Here is a 14,951-nt window from a genome sequence, read left to right on the forward strand (position 1 = left end):
GCGCGCGGGGACAACCGAACCCCGCATGCCCCTCCCAAGTCAACGCGTAGCAAGACTGTGCCCGGTCCACGGCCCAACGTCCAAGTTGACAGCCAGACTCAACGTAGGTTTGGCGCGGCGCCGAGCGCCAGCACACGAAGTGCCGCGCCGCCAACCGCCGCGCCGAACTTGCGGGCCACGCGATCGGTGATGCTCTCCTTGACCGTATAGTCGACAATATCCGGTGCCTTGATGACCTCGCGAGCGACATAGTCGGTACTGCCGAACCCATCGGCCAACCCGAGTTCGACGCTCTTATCGCCGGTCCAGAATAGCCCAGAAAACACGTCCGGCGTTTCCTTCAGCCGCTTACCCCGACCTTGTCGCACCGCAGTAATAAACTGCGCATGGATGTCATCGAGCATGCGCTGCGCATGCTGCTTCATTTTGTCGCTCTCGGGCGAGAACGGATCGTAGAACCCCTTGTTCTCACCGGACGTGTGCATCCGGCGCTCGATACCGAGCTTGTTCATCAGCCCGGTGACGCCGAACCCGTCCATCCGCACGCCGATCGAGCCGACGATACTGGCCTTGTCCACGTAAATCTTGTCGGCCGCCGCCGCCACGTAGTAGCCACCCGATGCGCACATGTCCTCGACCACCACATATAGCGGCTTGGACGGATACTTGTTGCGCAAACGGCGGATCTCGGCGTTGATGATGCCGGCCTGCACCGGGCTGCCGCCTGGGCTGTTGATCCGCAGAATCACCCCGGCGGTATGCGAGTCGTCGAAGGCATTTTGCAACGCGGTATCGATGTTCTCCGCGCTCGCATTCGAGTTCGCCGCAATCTCACCGTCCAGTGAAACCAGTGCCGTATGACGTGCGGCCGAAACCGAACGTTCACCCGACAGGCTGAACACGCTCCAAGTGAGCGCGCTCAACACGGCGAGGAACGCGCCGCGAAAAAAAATCCGCCAGCGGCGCGCCGCCCGCTGCTCGCGGATGGCCGCCAGCGCGACGCGCTCAAGCGCATCGCGCTGCCAATCGTCGGGCGTACGGCCGACGGCGTCGGCCCGTCCCTGCTGGGCGGGCGTAGAGGTTCGCGGGTTGTCGTCAGTCGAATAGTCGGTCATGCGCAATCAAGTCCTGCTTCAAGGGAAAGAGGTCGGATTTCATCGTCGGGCAACCAGAAGACGGCTGGCCCATCGGCCATGTCGCGCTCCTGAACCTGAAGCGGGCGCAGCCGACCACCACGACAGGGGCCGCCGACACAGTGCCCAGTGTCGGGCGCATAGGTTGCGCCGTGCGTGGCGCATATCAAGTATAAGCGCGATCTTTCAAAGAACTCGCCCTCGGCCCAGTCCAGCTCCATCGGCACATGCGCGCACCGGTTTAGATAGCCGTGGACCACGCCGTTATAACGGACAAAGAAAACGGTTGCCAGCACACCACCTGCCAGCGCGGCGCATCGGATGCCGCGGCCGCGTTCGGCGAGTTCGTGCGAAGCGCAAATACGAACAGGTTGCATGAAGTTAGCGCAATTTCTGTGAAAACCCCGGCTTGACGCGACGACGGGCATCCACTCGTGCCTCGGTCATCACCTATTCGCGCGCGCCGGTCATCCGTGCTCGCGCAGCCAATCGGCCAACGACGTGACATCGGCGGCGCAAAAGCGCGGCTCCAGCTTGACCAGTTGTTCGGCTGGATGGGCGCCATAGGATACCGCCACGGCGGCGGCCCCAGCGTTGGCCGCCATCTGCAGGTCGTGCGTCGTGTCGCCAATCATCAAGGTACGCGTAGCACCTTGCCCCAATTCCCGTGTCAATTCATGCAGCATTGCCGGATGGGGCTTTGAAAACGTCTCGTCCGCGCAGCGGGTCGCATCGAACATCGTCATCAACCGGACCGAGTCCAGCGCGCGGTTCAGCCCGACTCGCGATTTGCCGGTCGCCACCGCGAGCAGATAGCCCGCACCGCGCAATTCGTCCAACATCTCGCGCACGCCGGCGAACAACTCGATATGCGGGTCACCGCTCAGGTAATGGAACCGGTAGCGCTGCGCAAGGCGCGGATAGTCGATCGGATCGAGCGTGGGCGCGGCGGTCTGCAACGCGTCGCGCAACCCCAGCCCAATGACATAGCTCGCCGACAACGCGTCGGGCACTGGCAAGCCGAGGTCGCGACACGCCCGCTGGATGCTACGCGTGATGTGCGCGGTTGAGTCCATCAGCGTGCCGTCCCAGTCGAACACGATCAAGTCAAACTGTTTGCGTGTCATCCGCGCTCAACGTATCCGTCAATTGTTGCAAAAAATTACCGCATTCGGCTGGCAGCGGCGCCTCGAACGCTAGCGGCATGCCGCTAGTCGGGTGCTTAATGCTCAGCCGCCACGCATGCAGGAACATCCGGCGCAATCCAGGCCGGGCGCCGGGACGAGCAAGATCCTTGTTCAGCGGAAAATCCCCATACTTGTCGTCACCGACGATCGGCACGCCCAGATGTGCGAGATGGACCCGAATCTGATGGGTCCGGCCGGTCTTCAGTTCCGCCTCCAACAATAAATAGTCGCCCAGGCGCCGGCGCAGGTTAAAGATCGTATGCGAGGCCAGTCCGTCGGGCTGCACGCGAACCCGCCGCTCGCCGTCGGCGGTTAAGTACTTGTGCAGCGGCGCCTTCACTGCGCGACGCACGCCCCAGTGTGCGGGCCACGCGCCCCGCGCGCACACTAGGTAGCGCTTATCCAGCCGGCCCTCGCGGATCTGCTCGTGCAGACTGACGAGCGCAGCGCGCTTCTTGGCCAGCAACAGTACACCGGACGTTTCCCGGTCGAGCCGGTGAACCAATTCCAGCATGCGGGCAGCAGGACGCGCGGCACGCATTTGCTCGATCACGCCAAAACTCACCCCACTGCCGCCGTGCACCGCGATGCCGGCCGGCTTGTCCAGCGCAATCAGGCACTCGTCCTCATACAACACCGGGAACGCCGCAGCCGGCGCGCTCACCGGGGAGCCAGCCGGCTGTGCCACCCGTATCGGCGGCACGCGCACGGTATCGCCATGCTCGAGCCGGTACGAAGCGTCAACCCGGCCTTTGTTGACCCGCACTTCGCCGCTTCGCAAAATCCGATAAATATGGCTTTTTGGCACCCCTTTGCATACGCGCAGAAGAAAATTGTCGATGCGCTGGCCGGCCGACGCGTCGTCTACGTTCAGCCACGAAACACGGTCGGCAGCTGCACCATTTTGCGATATTTTGCTTAACTCATTCATTCTGCATATAATTTGTCAGACAGCCCGTGCGCCGGTGGCGACCCGCCCGGCAAGCGACGGGCTGTTCCGGTGCAAGCGCCCTGTGCGTTATTCTACCTTGCACCCCAGGTCGGCTGCTCGCCTGGAAGGCGAGAGCAGCAAGTTGCACGCATGTCGTTGCACGACGCAGGGATATCGCCCACAGGCGGATTCGGCATCGTCGACGGCAAGCCGGTAACGGAAATTTTGGTCATAAAGAATTTTTTGCGCCCAGCTCACGGCACGCCACGTCGGCCGACGTGACACGCACGAGCTGGACGAATTGCGAATAACACGCGCGCAGCAGTCGGATCGAGACAGCGCGCGCGAACGAGCGAGACACCCGGGCCACGGTGCCAATGGTCCGCGCACCCGCGCAGGATCCGGTTCGCGCGCGTATTGCGTAACGGCGGCCCGCCGGCAGCAGTGCATCGTACGGTTTAATGCCGCGCGTCACGCGCTTGATGGCGCAATGCGCGGCTGCACCGCCGTGTTTTGCCGTGGTTTTGACCTATTCGCAGGTGCCCGCGGCACGCCGCGCCTTGGCTGGCGTGCGTTCCGGTCAAGGCAATTCTCCCCAGCCAGAGTTTCCCGCTCCAGCGTGCTTTTTTTTGACAAAAAGAGGCGGCGCGCCGCTGCCCGTTCCGGTTCCATTCTGGACCGTGGCGGGACGCGCAGCCGCACTGGAGCCGTTCAATGAAACGCATGTTGTTCAACGCGACGCAGCAGGAAGAGTTGCGCGTGGCGATCGTCGATGGGCAGAAGCTGATCGACATCGATATCGAAACCGCCGGGCGCGAACAGCGTAAAGGCAATATCTACAAAGGAGTCGTCACGCGGATCGAGCCGTCGCTCGAGGCGTGCTTCGTCAACTACGGCGAAGATCGCCATGGTTTTCTGCCATTCAAGGAGGTCGCCCGACAGTATTTCAAGGATGGCGTCGACATGCGCTCTGCGCGCATCCAGGACGCGCTGCACGAAGGTCAGGAACTGATCGTCCAGGTCGAAAAGGAGGAGCGCGGCAACAAGGGTGCTGCACTGACCACGTTCATTTCGTTGGCCGGCCGCTACCTGGTGCTGATGCCCAACAATCCGCGCGGCGGCGGCGTGTCGCGACGCATCGAGGGCGACGACCGGCAAGAATTGCGCGAAACGATGGCGCAGCTCAAATTGCCGGACGGCATGAGCATGATCGCGCGCACCGCGGGCATCGGTCGCTCTGCCGAAGAGCTACAGTGGGACTTGAACTACCTGTTGCAATTGTGGCGTGCGATCGAAGCAGCGGCGAACGGCACGCGCGGGCCACTGCTGATCTATCTTGAATCGAGTTTAGTGATCCGCGCGATCCGGGATTACTTCCAACCCGACATCGGCGAGATCCTGATCGATACACCGGATATCCACGATCAGGCTCGCGCGTTCATGGAAGTGGTGATGCCGGACAATCTTGGCAAGGTCAAGCGCTACCATGATGACGTGCCGTTGTTTTCCCGGTTCCAGATCGAGCACCAAATCGAGACCGCCTATTCCCGCACCGTGCCGCTGCCCTCCGGCGGCGCCGTCGTAATCGACCACACGGAAGCGTTGGTGGCCATCGACGTGAACTCGGCTCGGGCGACTAAGGGCGCCGACATCGAGGAAACAGCGCTGCGCACGAACCTGGAAGCGGCCGATGAAGTGGCGCGCCAGTTGCGGCTGCGCGACTTGGGCGGGCTGATTGTGATCGACTTCATCGACATGGAGTCGGCCAAGAGCCAGCGTGAAGTCGAGCAACGGCTCAAGGACGCGCTCAAGCACGACCGTGCCCGGGTCCAGATGGGCAAGATCTCGCGCTTCGGCCTGATGGAGCTATCGCGTCAGCGGCTGCGTCCGGCGCTGTCCGAGGGCAGCCATGTGACCTGTCCGCGCTGCAATGGCACCGGCCACATCCGCGACACCGAATCGTCCGCGCTGCAAGTGCTGCGAATCATCCAAGAAGAAGCGATGAAGGAGAACACTGCGGCAATCCATTGCCAGGTGCCAGTCGAAGTGACCGCCTTCTTGTTGAACGAAAAACGCCAGGAAATCAATAAGATCGAATCGCGCTTCAAGGTCAACGTGGTGCTGATTCCCAATAAGCACCTTGAAACACCGCACTACAAGCTCGAGCGACTGCGTCATGACGACGTGCGACTCGACGAGCCGCGCGCGTCGTGGCGCATGGCCGAAGAAGCGGCGCGCGAACTGGAATCGGAAACCGGCTACAGCAAGCGCGACGGCAACGCAAAGCCGAAGCAGGAAGCCGCCGTCAAGGGCATTACGCCAGACATGCCGGCGCCCATCGCCGCGCCACGCTCGGTGTCAACAGTCCAGCCGCGCACACCAGTCGCACCGGCAGCCGTGGCAAGTGGCGGATTCATCGGATGGCTCAAGCGCATCTTCAGTAGCGAGCCTTCCGCCCCGCCGGCCCAGGCCACTGGCGAAGCCACGCCGGCACGGCCGACCAGGGAACGTGCCGGCGGCGAGGCTCGTCAAGGCTCAGAACGCAACCGGCCCCATCGGCGCGGCCAGCAATCCGGTGGCCGTGACGCGGCACCACGCGACGTCACTGCGCAATCGGGTCGTGGGCCACGTCGCGATGAACGCGATACGCGGGACGAACGCGCTGCACGCGACGAGCGGAGCGTGCGCGATACGCGAGCCCCCCGCCAGGAACGGCAAGCCGATGCCCGCGTGGAGGCAGAGCAACCAGCGCGCACCGAACGGCCGCCACGTTTCGAGCGTACCGAGCGCGGCGAGCGCCGTGACCGCAACGAGGCAGCGCGCGGTGAACGCGCCGAACGAAGCGAACGGGCGGACCGGGGTGAGCGTGGCGGTGAACGGGCGGATCGGGGCGAACGCGGTGAACGCCACGAGCGCGTCGAGCGGCCTGACCGGGCCGACCGTGGCGAGCGCAAGCAGCTCGAGCAGCCGCCGTTCGAGTCACTACGCGACGAGCAGGTGGTCGAACAGGGCCGAGAGGCGGCGCCGAGTGCCGGCGCGGCACCGGAAACCGATCTCCGTGAGGGCGAGGAGCGGCGCCGCCGTCGGCGCGGACGCCGCGGCGGTCGCCGCGAACGCGACGAGGACGGCATCAACCTGACTCATGCCGCAGACGTGGCCGAAGGAGAAGGCGAAGCGGATGCCACTGCACCGAACGCCGCGGCTAGCGCCCCCACCGCGATGACAGATGACGCAGTGTCGGCTCGCGAGCACGTGCCAGTGCCAAGATCAGAAGCGGCGGTCGAACACGCCGCGGCCCGATCCCCTGCGTCGCGGGAAGCCAACGAAGCTGGCGGACACCGGGCAACGGTGCAGGTGCCTGTAGCCACGCCTGTGCAACCAGCTGCGGTCGCGGCGCAGCCGCAGCCGCGGGTTGTCGAGCCGGCGCATGATTCAGGTGCAGGCTCCAGCATCAGCGGCGAGGTTACTCGGCAGCAAACGCCTCTTCCTCAGCCGTCGGTGACGTCAACGGTGGTGACCACCGCCACGACAGCGGATCCGCTCGAATCAGCGCCGGCGCAACGCGACGAGCCGGTTTCGGTACGAGGTGATGAGCCGGCACCGGTAAGCCCGCAGAAGGCAGACGAGCCGGTATCGGCGATGCCGGCGCACGCCCACGCGTCGGCTGCGTTAGTTCAGGTCCCGGCCGCGCAATCGGACGATACGGTAACCGGCCGCGCCGAAGCGGGCCATAGGCAAGCCGTCGTCAGCAACACGCCGGCGGGCGCGCACGAAGCGCCGTCCCAACCGCGCAATGCCGACGAATCGGCCCCGGTCGCCACCCGCGCCCCAATGGCTCCATCGGCAGGCGCGTTATCAATCGACACGCTGGCGCCAATCCTAGAGTCCGCTGGACTGGTGTGGGTCAACACCGATGCCAACAAGCTGCGCGCGGCGCAGCAAGCCGCGCAAGCTGCCCAGGAACCGTTGCGCATCGGCCGTGAACGCAAGCCGTTGCCCCCGCCGTCCACGGAACCGATGCAGCAGGTCGAGACCCGACACGAGGTGTAACCGGACGGGCACGTCGCACCCGTCGTGCGCCGCTTTGCGGCTCATAATCGATGGCCCTCGCCTCGGCGAGGGCTTTTTATTGGCCTTTCCCGGTTATCCGGCGAGCTCGCTACTCGCCGTGCCGCCGATCATCGCAACCGCGATATAGGACAACATTGCACCGCAGCAACGCCGTACTCGGCGCATTCGGATAAAATCTTTAGCTGAACTGGCCTGTGCGGCAACCATGAATCGACGTGTCATCCCGCTGAACGAACTGAGCGCCGTCCCGGCGTTCTCGAGCGCCCCTGGAGCGCCGCGCGGGTATGTCGTCGACCGGCTCGCCCGCCCGCTGCGCGACTTGCGTATCTCAGTCACCGACCGCTGCAATTTTCGCTGCACGTACTGCATGCCGCGAACCGTTTTTGGCCGCGACTACCCCTTTCTGCCACACAACGCGCTGCTGACCTTTGAGGAAATTGAGCGCGTGGCACGGCTGTTCGTCGCACAGGGAATCGAGAAGATCCGCCTAACCGGCGGCGAACCGTTGTTGCGCAAGCACCTTGAACACCTGGTCGAACGCCTTGCTGCGTTGCGCACGTCCGATGCACGGGGACTCGATCTGACGCTGACGACGAACGGCGCACTGCTCGCCCGCAAAGCGCGTGCGCTGAAAGACGCTGGACTCACGCGCGTGACAGTCAGCCTCGACGCACTGGACGATACCTTGTTTAAACGCATGAACGATGCCGATTTCCCGGTCTCGAGTGTGCTGGACGGGATCGAGGCCGCGCACGCGGCAGGCCTTGGCCCAGTGAAGATCAACATGGTCGTCAAGCGCGGCACCAACGACAGCGAAATCGTGCCGATGGCCCGACATTTTCGCGGATCCGGCGCCGTATTGCGCTTCATTGAATACATGGACGTGGGCTGCTCCAATGGATGGAATATGGCCGAAGTGCTGCCGTCCGCCGACGTCATCGATCGAATCAATGCGCATTGGCCGCTTGTGCCCCTGGACGCGCATTATCCGGGCGAGACCGCGCAACGCTGGCGATACGCGGACGGCGCCGGAGAGATCGGCGTGATTTCCAGTGTCACGCGTGCATTCTGCTCCAGTTGCACGCGCATACGGCTGTCCACTGAAGGCAAGGCGTATTTATGCCTGTTCGCCAGCGCGGGCCACGATCTACGCGCGCTGTTGCGCGGCGGTGTCACCGATGAGCAGATCTCCGATGCGATCGCGCGACTGTGGCAAGCTCGCGAGGACCGCTATTCTCAGCTGCGGGGGCAAGCCGCTGGCGGCCCGCGCGTCGAAATGTCATACATCGGCGGCTAGACCGATGCACAGCACGATCCGCACGTGATTTCGCGCGCCAGCACCATCGGGCTGATTCTCGCCGGCGGCCGCGGCGCACGGATGGGTGGACGAGACAAGGGGCTACAACTGCTGCATGGGCGCCCGCTCGTCGAGCATGTCGCACAGCGCTTGCGGCCACAGGTGTCGCGCCTGCTAATCAGCGCCAATCGCCATGTTGATCAGTATGCTCGATTTGCCGATCAGGTGCTAACGGACACCACGCCCGATTTCCCCGGCCCGTTGGCCGGCATTCTCGAAGGGCTATATGCGCTCGACAGCCAAGCGCTGATGCACGGCGCGCTACTGGTCGCGCCATGCGATTCTCCGTTCGTGCCGTTGAACCTGGCTCAGCGCCTTGCCCAGGCGCTGGAAGTCACGCACGCACCGATTGCCTATGCCTGCACCGCATCGCCCGATGCCACTGCGCCGGGCACGCCCGCCACGCCTTTATCGTCGGCCGACACGCCGGCAGCCGGGCGTGCTCATTTCGTATTCGCGCTACTGCGCACCGGGCTGGCAGGCGATCTGGCGACGCAGTTGGCCCAAGGCGAGCGCCGGGTGCGCACGTGGTACGCACGCCACATGGCGGTACAAGTGCCGTTCGCCGACGAGCACGCGTTTTACAATGTCAACTCGCTGCAAGAATTATACAAACTCGAGCGGCCGGACACCGGGCGATGAGCGTGCCCGGCATCCTTTGCCCGGTTGCGCCCGCCCCATTTTCGCCGTCCCCGTGCCATGACCTCGCTGCAAACCATCGCAAGCTGTATCGCCGACTATGATCCAAACGCACTGCCGGTAAATGCCGCCCGGGCTATTGTGGCCCAGTGGGCAACGCCGGTGGCCACCATTGAGCGACTCGCATTGCGTGACGCACTGGACCGCGTGCTGGCTGACGACGTGGTGTCGCCGCTAGACGTGCCAGCACACGACAACTCCGCCATGGACGGCTATGCGTTCGACGGCGCCGCCCTCGAGCGCGGCGGCACGATCCGGTTGCGCGTGGCGGGCACGGCGCTGGCCGGACGCGCATACGATGCGCGGGTACGCAGCGGCGATTGCATCCGCGTGATGACCGGTGCGATATTGCCGGCCGGCTGCGATACCGTAGTCCCGCAGGAGCAGGTTGCAATCAACGGCAACGGCTCGATCCAATTCTCGGCCGCCGCGCTGGCCCGCGGCGCCCACTGCCGACGCGCCGGCGAAGACCTGCGCAGCGGACATGCGGCCCTATTGGCTGGACGTGTGCTGCGCGCGTCCGATCTGGGCCTGCTCGCCTCCGTCGGGCTCGGCGAAGTACCGGTCCGGCGCCGCCTGCGTGCCGCCTTCTTTTCGACCGGCGACGAATTGCGTTCGCTGGGACAACCGCTTGCGCCGGGATGCGTATACGACAGCAATCGCTATACGCTGTACGGGATGCTGCGCCGCCTGAATGTGGAGGCGATCGATCTCGGCGTGGTGCCCGATGACCGGCACGCGCTGGAAGCCGCGCTGCGCAACGCGGCGGCGTCAGCGGACGTCGTACTCAGTTCCGGTGGCGTATCGGTCGGTGATGCGGACTACACGCGTGAACTGATGGGTCGGCTGGGCGACGTCGCATTCTGGAGTATCGCGATGCGACCGGGACGCCCGTTCGCGTTTGGCCGCATTTGGTCAGGCAAACGTGTGGGCGAAGGCCACGATGCGCTCTACTTCGGCTTGCCGGGCAACCCGGTTGCCACGATGGTCGCCTTCTATCAGATCGTGCGCGACGCACTGATCTCGATGACCGGTGCACTGCCCCGGCCCGTGCCGCTGATCACGGCGAGCGCGCTGGACCCGATCAGCAAACGCCCCGGACGGACCGAATATCAACGAGGCATTGCGCGCCGGCGCGACGACGGGCGCTGGGAAGTCGCGCTGACCGGCGCGCAGGGCTCCGGTATCCTACGCTCGATGAGCGATGCCAATTGTTTCGTTATTTTGGATCATCAACGAGGGCCGGTGGCCGTGGGCGACACGGTCGATATCATGCCTTTTGACGGACTGATCTAAGCTTTTGGCGGACTGATCTGGTCTTTTGGCGGGCTGCTCTCACCTTTTGACGGATGGACTCACGCATACTCGCCGTTTTCATACAACTTCAGCACGCGCCCCGCGCGACCCTTTTCGCGAATGACCGCCGACGCTTCGATATGAAAAAACAAATCTCGTACATTGCCCCAGGGCAAACTGCCAAGGCGCTGATCTTCGTGTACCTGACCTTCAGCGTGCCGATCGTCCTACTCGGTATGCTAGTAGCATTCGTGCGCTACGGCGCTGTTGAGCTATCAACGTTGTTCAGCGCGTTGATACTCAACGCCGTGCTTGGCTTCGTCCTGCTATGGATCGCATGTCACGCATACAACTGGGTAGCATCGCGCTGCGGCGGCATCGAGATCGTGCTCTCCGATGCACCGGAGGAGGCATGACGTCACCATTGGCCACGCTCACCATCGAGCGACAATGCGCCCGTTTCGAGTGGCGCGTCGTGCGCGTGACCGGAGAAGCCCTGCACCGTCTCACGGGTCTGCAAGCGCCACCTGACAATTCGTCGATCTGACGGGTCCGCTTCCACTACGCTCGCTACCACAGCCGCACCGGCCTATTTACTGCCCTCGTCTGGCGTCGCTTGCGCTTGCCCTTCATCGCCCAGCAGCTCGGCAGCCTGCTCGCCAGGTAGCGCCTCGACGTCGCGCAACTTCCTATGCATCTGCCGTGTCCGGGTCTCAGCCAGTTCGATAGACCGCGCAACGGTCGCAAGCTGGTTCTTCGTTTTCGCCAGGACGTCGCCGAACTTGCCGAACTCCGTTTTCACCGCGCCGAGCACCTGCCAGACTTCGCTCGAGCGCTTTTCGATCGCCAGCGTACGGAAACCCATCTGCAAGCTGTTCAGCAACGCGGTCAGCGTGGTGGGTCCGGCAATCGTGACCCGATAGTCGCGCTGCAATGCGTCGGTCAACCCAGGCCGGCGCAGAATTTCCGCATAGAGCCCCTCGGTCGGCAGAAACAGAAGGGCAAAGTCCGTCGTATGCGGCGGCGACACATACTTGTCTGCAATCGCCTTGGCCTCCAGCCTGATACGCGTTTCCAGCGCGCGGGCCGCCTCCTCGACGCCAACGGGGTCAGCCCGATCCTGTGCGTCGATTAACCGCTCGTAGTCCTCACGAGGGAATTTCGCATCAATCGGCAGCCATACCGGCTGCGCATTACGTTGCTCACTTTCGCCCCGGCCCGGTAGCCGGATCGCGAATTCGACGCGCTCGCTGCTGCGCGGCACCGTCGCCACGTTCTTCGCATATTGATCGAGCGTGAGCATCTGTTCGAGCAGCGCCTCGAGCTGAACCTCGCCCCAGGTACCGCGCGTCTTGACATTGGTCAACACCTTCTTTAGGTCCCCGACGCCCGCAGCGAGCATCTGCATCTCGCCCAAGCCACGATGAACCTGCTCGAGCCGGTCTGACACTAGCTTGAACGATTCGCCCAAGCGCTGCTCCAGCGTGGCATGAAGCTTTTCATCGACAATACGCCGCATCTCATCGAGCTTGGCCGCATTGTTTGCCTCAATATCCTTGAGTTTTTGCTCGAGCGTCGCCCGCACTTCGGCAAGACGCCGCTCGTTGCTCTCCGACAGCACGGCCAATTGCTGGTTTAGCGTATCGCCGAATCGCTTCAATGCAGCAGCCTGCTCCTCGCGCGCATGTTGCGCCTGCTGTTGGCCGGACAAACGAAACGCATCAAGCTGCTGCGCATTGCTCTGCGTAAGTTTGGCCAATTGCTGCGCGAAGCCATCAATCTGGTTGTTTTGCACCGTAGCGATACTCGTGAGTTGCGCCGCAAGCGCCTGTTGTAATTGCGTGACGCCGGCGCCGGCATCGGCGCGCGACACGCGGGCGCTGTCGATCAGCTCCGCGCGCAACTCGCGCTCTAGCCTTTCCTGGGAGCGCGCGTGCGTATCGCCCAATTCGCACACCCGCTGCGCGAGCGCTTGCAGCGATGCGTCGGTCACGTTGCCGGCATCGCGTTGCCGCATCGTGGCCGCGACAACGAGCAGCGCGGCGGCCAATACGGCTACTGCGACTGCTAGGATGATCGTCAGCATGCGCGCATTACCCCCAGCTCGTCCTGGGTCCATAAGCCGCATTCAACTGGGCTTCGATTTGCGGCGCGACACGCGCTCAATGCGCCATCCTTATCCGCCACGCGCGCGGTCAGTTCGTCGTGCGTGAGCAGAGGGTCGTCGCAATTCACATCGACATCGAAATATTGCTCAAGCGTTTCGCGTACATCCGGGAAGTTCATCCGCGCCACCCAAGCCTTTTGCTTCATCACCGTTCCAGTCCAAGTTTGCGCCCAGCGCTCAATGCCAAAAAAAGAGCCATGTCGTCATGACGAATACCGGTAGCAGTACGCAGGCCGACCATCCAATGAAGCCAAAAAAACTCGGCATGCGCACGCCACGCGACTCGGCAATGGCCTTGACCATGAAGTTCGGCGCGTTGCCAATGTACGTATTCGCTCCCATGAATACCGCGCCGGCAGAAATCGCCGCGAGTGTTGACGCACCGGACGTCATCAACGTCTGCGCGTCGCCACCCGCGATGTTGAAGAACACTAGGTAAGTCGGCGCATTGTCCAGGAACGATGACAACAACCCTGTCACCCAGAAGTATAGGGGTACGGTGGCTTGCTCGTCCTGCAGCGTCCACTGCACCGCGTCGGCGAACGCACCCCGCTGTCCGGCATGCAGCATCGCGATTACCGGTGCAATCGTCACGAAGATGCCGGCGAAGAGCTTGGCGACCTCATCGATTGGTGCCCAGCTAAAACCATTGCCCTCGCGCGCGGAGGATGGCGTCACGCGCAGCGACACGAACAGCACGACCAGCAGTCCGGCGTCACGGAGCATGTTTTGCAACTGGACTGGCACGCCGAAAACGTCGAATTGCACGCGAGGTTGCCAGACGCCGCTTATCAGTACCAGGACGATGATGCACGCCAACAGTGCGAAATTCACTTTGCCGTCGATCGCAACGCCGCGCAAGTCCGGTGTCAGGGCCACCCGCGCCGGCCCGGGGTTGCCGTCACGCTTGAAATAATAGCTATCCAGCACATAGAACACCGACAGCACCGTGGCGGTGACGAACAGGGCCGGCAACGCCAAATGCACGGTCGTCCAGAAGAAATCGACACCGTTCAGGAAGCCAAGAAACAATGGTGGATCGCCGAGCGGTGACAGCGCACCGCCCGCATTTGCGACCAGGAAAATAAAGAACACCACCACATGCGCAGCATGTCGGCGGTTGTCATTAGCCCGCAGCAACGGCCGGATCAGCAGCATCGCCGCGCCCGTCGTTCCCATGATGCTTGCTAGCAGCGTGCCAAGCGCGATTAGGCCGGTATTGAGAGCGGGCGATCCATGTAAATTGCCGCGCACGCAGATGCCGCCAGCCACCGTATACAGCGCGGCCAGCAACACGATGAACGGCACATACTCGGCAATTACGGCATGGGCGAGCGACGCGAGCGCTGCGCCGGCACCGAACGACGCGGCGAACGGCACCAGAAATGCCAGCGCACAAACCGCTGCGACTTTGCCGAAATGGCGGTGCCAAAACGTCGGAGCCAGCAGCGGCAGCAACGCGATCGACAGCAGCATGCCCGCAAATGGCAGTGCCCAATGCAGGCCCAGTTGCGAGCCATCGACGTCGGCCGCGTACACGGCAAGCGGGACACAGGCGAGTACTACACCCGCCGGCAGAACAGCAAAAAACCTCGTCATGTGTCGTATCAGAAAAACAGGAATTATGCGTCACGCACAACGACTGCATGAACGCAATAAGGATCATGCGCACCTAGCACAATGGTTTGTTTGATGTCACCGCACGCATCAACGCAAACGCGTCCTCAAAGCCGCCGACGACGCGCGACGCTGGTCGCCATCTTGCGCGATTGCACGGCAAACAGCTCAACGAGATCGCCCCGCAGATTGGGACGCGGGCCGGCCGGGCGCCACACCCGATAGTCGGTAAGCACCTCGTGCTCGGCCGCCGCAGGCTGCGCCGGCCGGCGCTGCGCCGCGCGGATGCGCGCGATGATATTGCGGCGAGCCGCCGAAGTGTCCATGTAGCGATTCTTTGTTAGCGCGTCGGCGACGCCTTCGCGCAGATTATACCGACGGGCGCGGCGCAGCCATTGGCCGGATGACCATCGGCGATTTTGATGGTCGTGGTGGCACCCAGCCTGCAGCGGGACGCCACTGCGCCATGCAGTGCGATGCGACCACGGGGCGC

The 14,951-nt window shown here is 63.4% G+C and carries 13 protein-coding genes and 1 pseudogene; 6 read left to right on the forward strand and 8 right to left on the reverse strand.

The window, feature by feature from the left end; genetic code table 11:
- Nucleotides 1-98: 98 nt before the first annotated feature.
- From RA167_RS08680 to RA167_RS08695, 4 genes are all read right to left on the reverse strand, one after another.
- A complete protein-coding gene (locus tag RA167_RS08680) occupies nucleotides 99-1,115 on the reverse strand; it encodes a S49 family peptidase (RefSeq protein ID WP_076785238.1) in 1,017 nt (338 codons plus the stop codon).
- Nucleotides 1,112-1,510, reverse strand: a complete 399-nt coding sequence (locus RA167_RS08685) for a Rieske (2Fe-2S) protein (protein ID WP_076785239.1) — start codon at nucleotides 1,508-1,510, stop codon at nucleotides 1,112-1,114. Before RA167_RS08685 ends, RA167_RS08680 begins: the two co-directional genes overlap by 4 nt.
- Before the next feature lie 90 nt (nucleotides 1,511-1,600).
- Nucleotides 1,601-2,260, reverse strand: a complete 660-nt coding sequence (locus RA167_RS08690; protein ID WP_076785240.1) for an HAD-IA family hydrolase — start codon at nucleotides 2,258-2,260, stop codon at nucleotides 1,601-1,603.
- Complete coding sequence (locus tag RA167_RS08695) at nucleotides 2,241-3,251, reverse strand: RluA family pseudouridine synthase (protein WP_076785241.1); 1,011 nt, start codon at nucleotides 3,249-3,251, stop codon at nucleotides 2,241-2,243. The genes RA167_RS08690 and RA167_RS08695 overlap by 20 nt, the downstream gene beginning before the upstream one ends.
- A 714-nt stretch (nucleotides 3,252-3,965) precedes the next feature.
- On the opposite strand from RA167_RS08695, the gene RA167_RS08700 reads away from it, so the two are divergent.
- From RA167_RS08700 to RA167_RS08725, 6 genes are all read left to right on the forward strand, one after another.
- Nucleotides 3,966-7,301, forward strand: coding sequence for an Rne/Rng family ribonuclease (locus RA167_RS08700; protein ID WP_076785243.1), 3,336 nt, complete (start codon nucleotides 3,966-3,968; stop codon nucleotides 7,299-7,301).
- Nucleotides 7,302-7,527: 226 nt separating this feature from the next.
- Complete coding sequence (moaA, locus tag RA167_RS08705) at nucleotides 7,528-8,619, forward strand: GTP 3',8-cyclase MoaA (RefSeq protein ID WP_076785244.1); 1,092 nt, start codon at nucleotides 7,528-7,530, stop codon at nucleotides 8,617-8,619.
- 81 nt (nucleotides 8,620-8,700) lie between these two features.
- Nucleotides 8,701-9,321: a molybdenum cofactor guanylyltransferase MobA gene (mobA, locus tag RA167_RS08710; RefSeq protein WP_235090200.1), complete on the forward strand. Its 621-nt coding sequence runs from the start codon at nucleotides 8,701-8,703 to the stop codon at nucleotides 9,319-9,321.
- A 57-nt stretch (nucleotides 9,322-9,378) separates the two neighbouring features.
- Nucleotides 9,379-10,674: a gephyrin-like molybdotransferase Glp gene (gene glp / locus RA167_RS08715; RefSeq protein WP_076785245.1), complete on the forward strand. Its 1,296-nt coding sequence runs from the start codon at nucleotides 9,379-9,381 to the stop codon at nucleotides 10,672-10,674.
- Nucleotides 10,675-10,814: 140 nt separating this feature from the next.
- Nucleotides 10,815-11,090 carry a hypothetical protein gene (locus RA167_RS08720; RefSeq protein WP_076785246.1) on the forward strand — a complete coding sequence of 92 codons (276 nt, stop codon included), beginning with the start codon at nucleotides 10,815-10,817 and terminating at the stop codon, nucleotides 11,088-11,090.
- Entirely contained in the window at nucleotides 11,087-11,221 is a 135-nt protein-coding gene (locus tag RA167_RS08725) for a hypothetical protein (protein WP_255710674.1), read from the forward strand. The genes RA167_RS08720 and RA167_RS08725 overlap by 4 nt, the downstream gene beginning before the upstream one ends.
- 42 nt (nucleotides 11,222-11,263) lie before the next feature.
- Here the strand turns inward: RA167_RS08725 and RA167_RS08730 are convergent, their stop codons facing one another.
- From RA167_RS08730 to RA167_RS08745, 4 genes and pseudogenes are all read right to left on the reverse strand, one after another.
- Complete coding sequence (locus RA167_RS08730; RefSeq protein ID WP_139336984.1) at nucleotides 11,264-12,760, reverse strand: DNA recombination protein RmuC; 1,497 nt, start codon at nucleotides 12,758-12,760, stop codon at nucleotides 11,264-11,266.
- Between the two features lie 71 nt (nucleotides 12,761-12,831).
- Nucleotides 12,832-12,987: pseudogene (locus tag RA167_RS08735) on the reverse strand (D-glycerate dehydrogenase); the annotation flags it as partial.
- A 31-nt stretch (nucleotides 12,988-13,018) separates the two neighbouring features.
- Entirely contained in the window at nucleotides 13,019-14,440 is a 1,422-nt protein-coding gene (locus RA167_RS08740; RefSeq protein ID WP_076785248.1) for a sodium:proton antiporter, read from the reverse strand.
- Between the two features lie 125 nt (nucleotides 14,441-14,565).
- Nucleotides 14,566-14,784 (reverse strand): hypothetical protein, encoded by a 219-nt coding sequence (locus RA167_RS08745; protein WP_076785249.1) that lies wholly within the window; start codon nucleotides 14,782-14,784, stop codon nucleotides 14,566-14,568.
- Nucleotides 14,785-14,951 lie beyond the last annotated feature (167 nt).

This window comes from Mycetohabitans endofungorum (assembly GCF_037477895.1).
Lineage (GTDB): Bacteria > Pseudomonadota > Gammaproteobacteria > Burkholderiales > Burkholderiaceae > Mycetohabitans.

Coding starts and splice junctions, on each gene's coding strand:
- RA167_RS08700 (WP_076785243.1), top strand. CDS start 3,966: ATGAAACGCATGTTGTTCAACGCGACGCAGCAGGAAGAGTTGCGCGTG.
- RA167_RS08680 (WP_076785238.1), bottom strand. CDS start 1,115: ATGACCGACTATTCGACTGACGACAACCCGCGAACCTCTACGCCCGCC.
- RA167_RS08745 (WP_076785249.1), bottom strand. CDS start 14,784: ATGGACACTTCGGCGGCTCGCCGCAATATCATCGCGCGCATCCGCGCG.
- RA167_RS08740 (WP_076785248.1), bottom strand. CDS start 14,440: ATGACGAGGTTTTTTGCTGTTCTGCCGGCGGGTGTAGTACTCGCCTGT.
- RA167_RS08690 (WP_076785240.1), bottom strand. CDS start 2,260: ATGACACGCAAACAGTTTGACTTGATCGTGTTCGACTGGGACGGCACG.
- moaA (WP_076785244.1), top strand. CDS start 7,528: ATGAATCGACGTGTCATCCCGCTGAACGAACTGAGCGCCGTCCCGGCG.
- RA167_RS08695 (WP_076785241.1), bottom strand. CDS start 3,251: ATGAATGAGTTAAGCAAAATATCGCAAAATGGTGCAGCTGCCGACCGT.
- RA167_RS08730 (WP_139336984.1), bottom strand. CDS start 12,760: ATGCTGACGATCATCCTAGCAGTCGCAGTAGCCGTATTGGCCGCCGCG.
- glp (WP_076785245.1), top strand. CDS start 9,379: ATGACCTCGCTGCAAACCATCGCAAGCTGTATCGCCGACTATGATCCA.
- mobA (WP_235090200.1), top strand. CDS start 8,701: ATGGGTGGACGAGACAAGGGGCTACAACTGCTGCATGGGCGCCCGCTC.
- RA167_RS08685 (WP_076785239.1), bottom strand. CDS start 1,510: ATGCAACCTGTTCGTATTTGCGCTTCGCACGAACTCGCCGAACGCGGC.
- RA167_RS08720 (WP_076785246.1), top strand. CDS start 10,815: ATGAAAAAACAAATCTCGTACATTGCCCCAGGGCAAACTGCCAAGGCG.
- RA167_RS08725 (WP_255710674.1), top strand. CDS start 11,087: ATGACGTCACCATTGGCCACGCTCACCATCGAGCGACAATGCGCCCGT.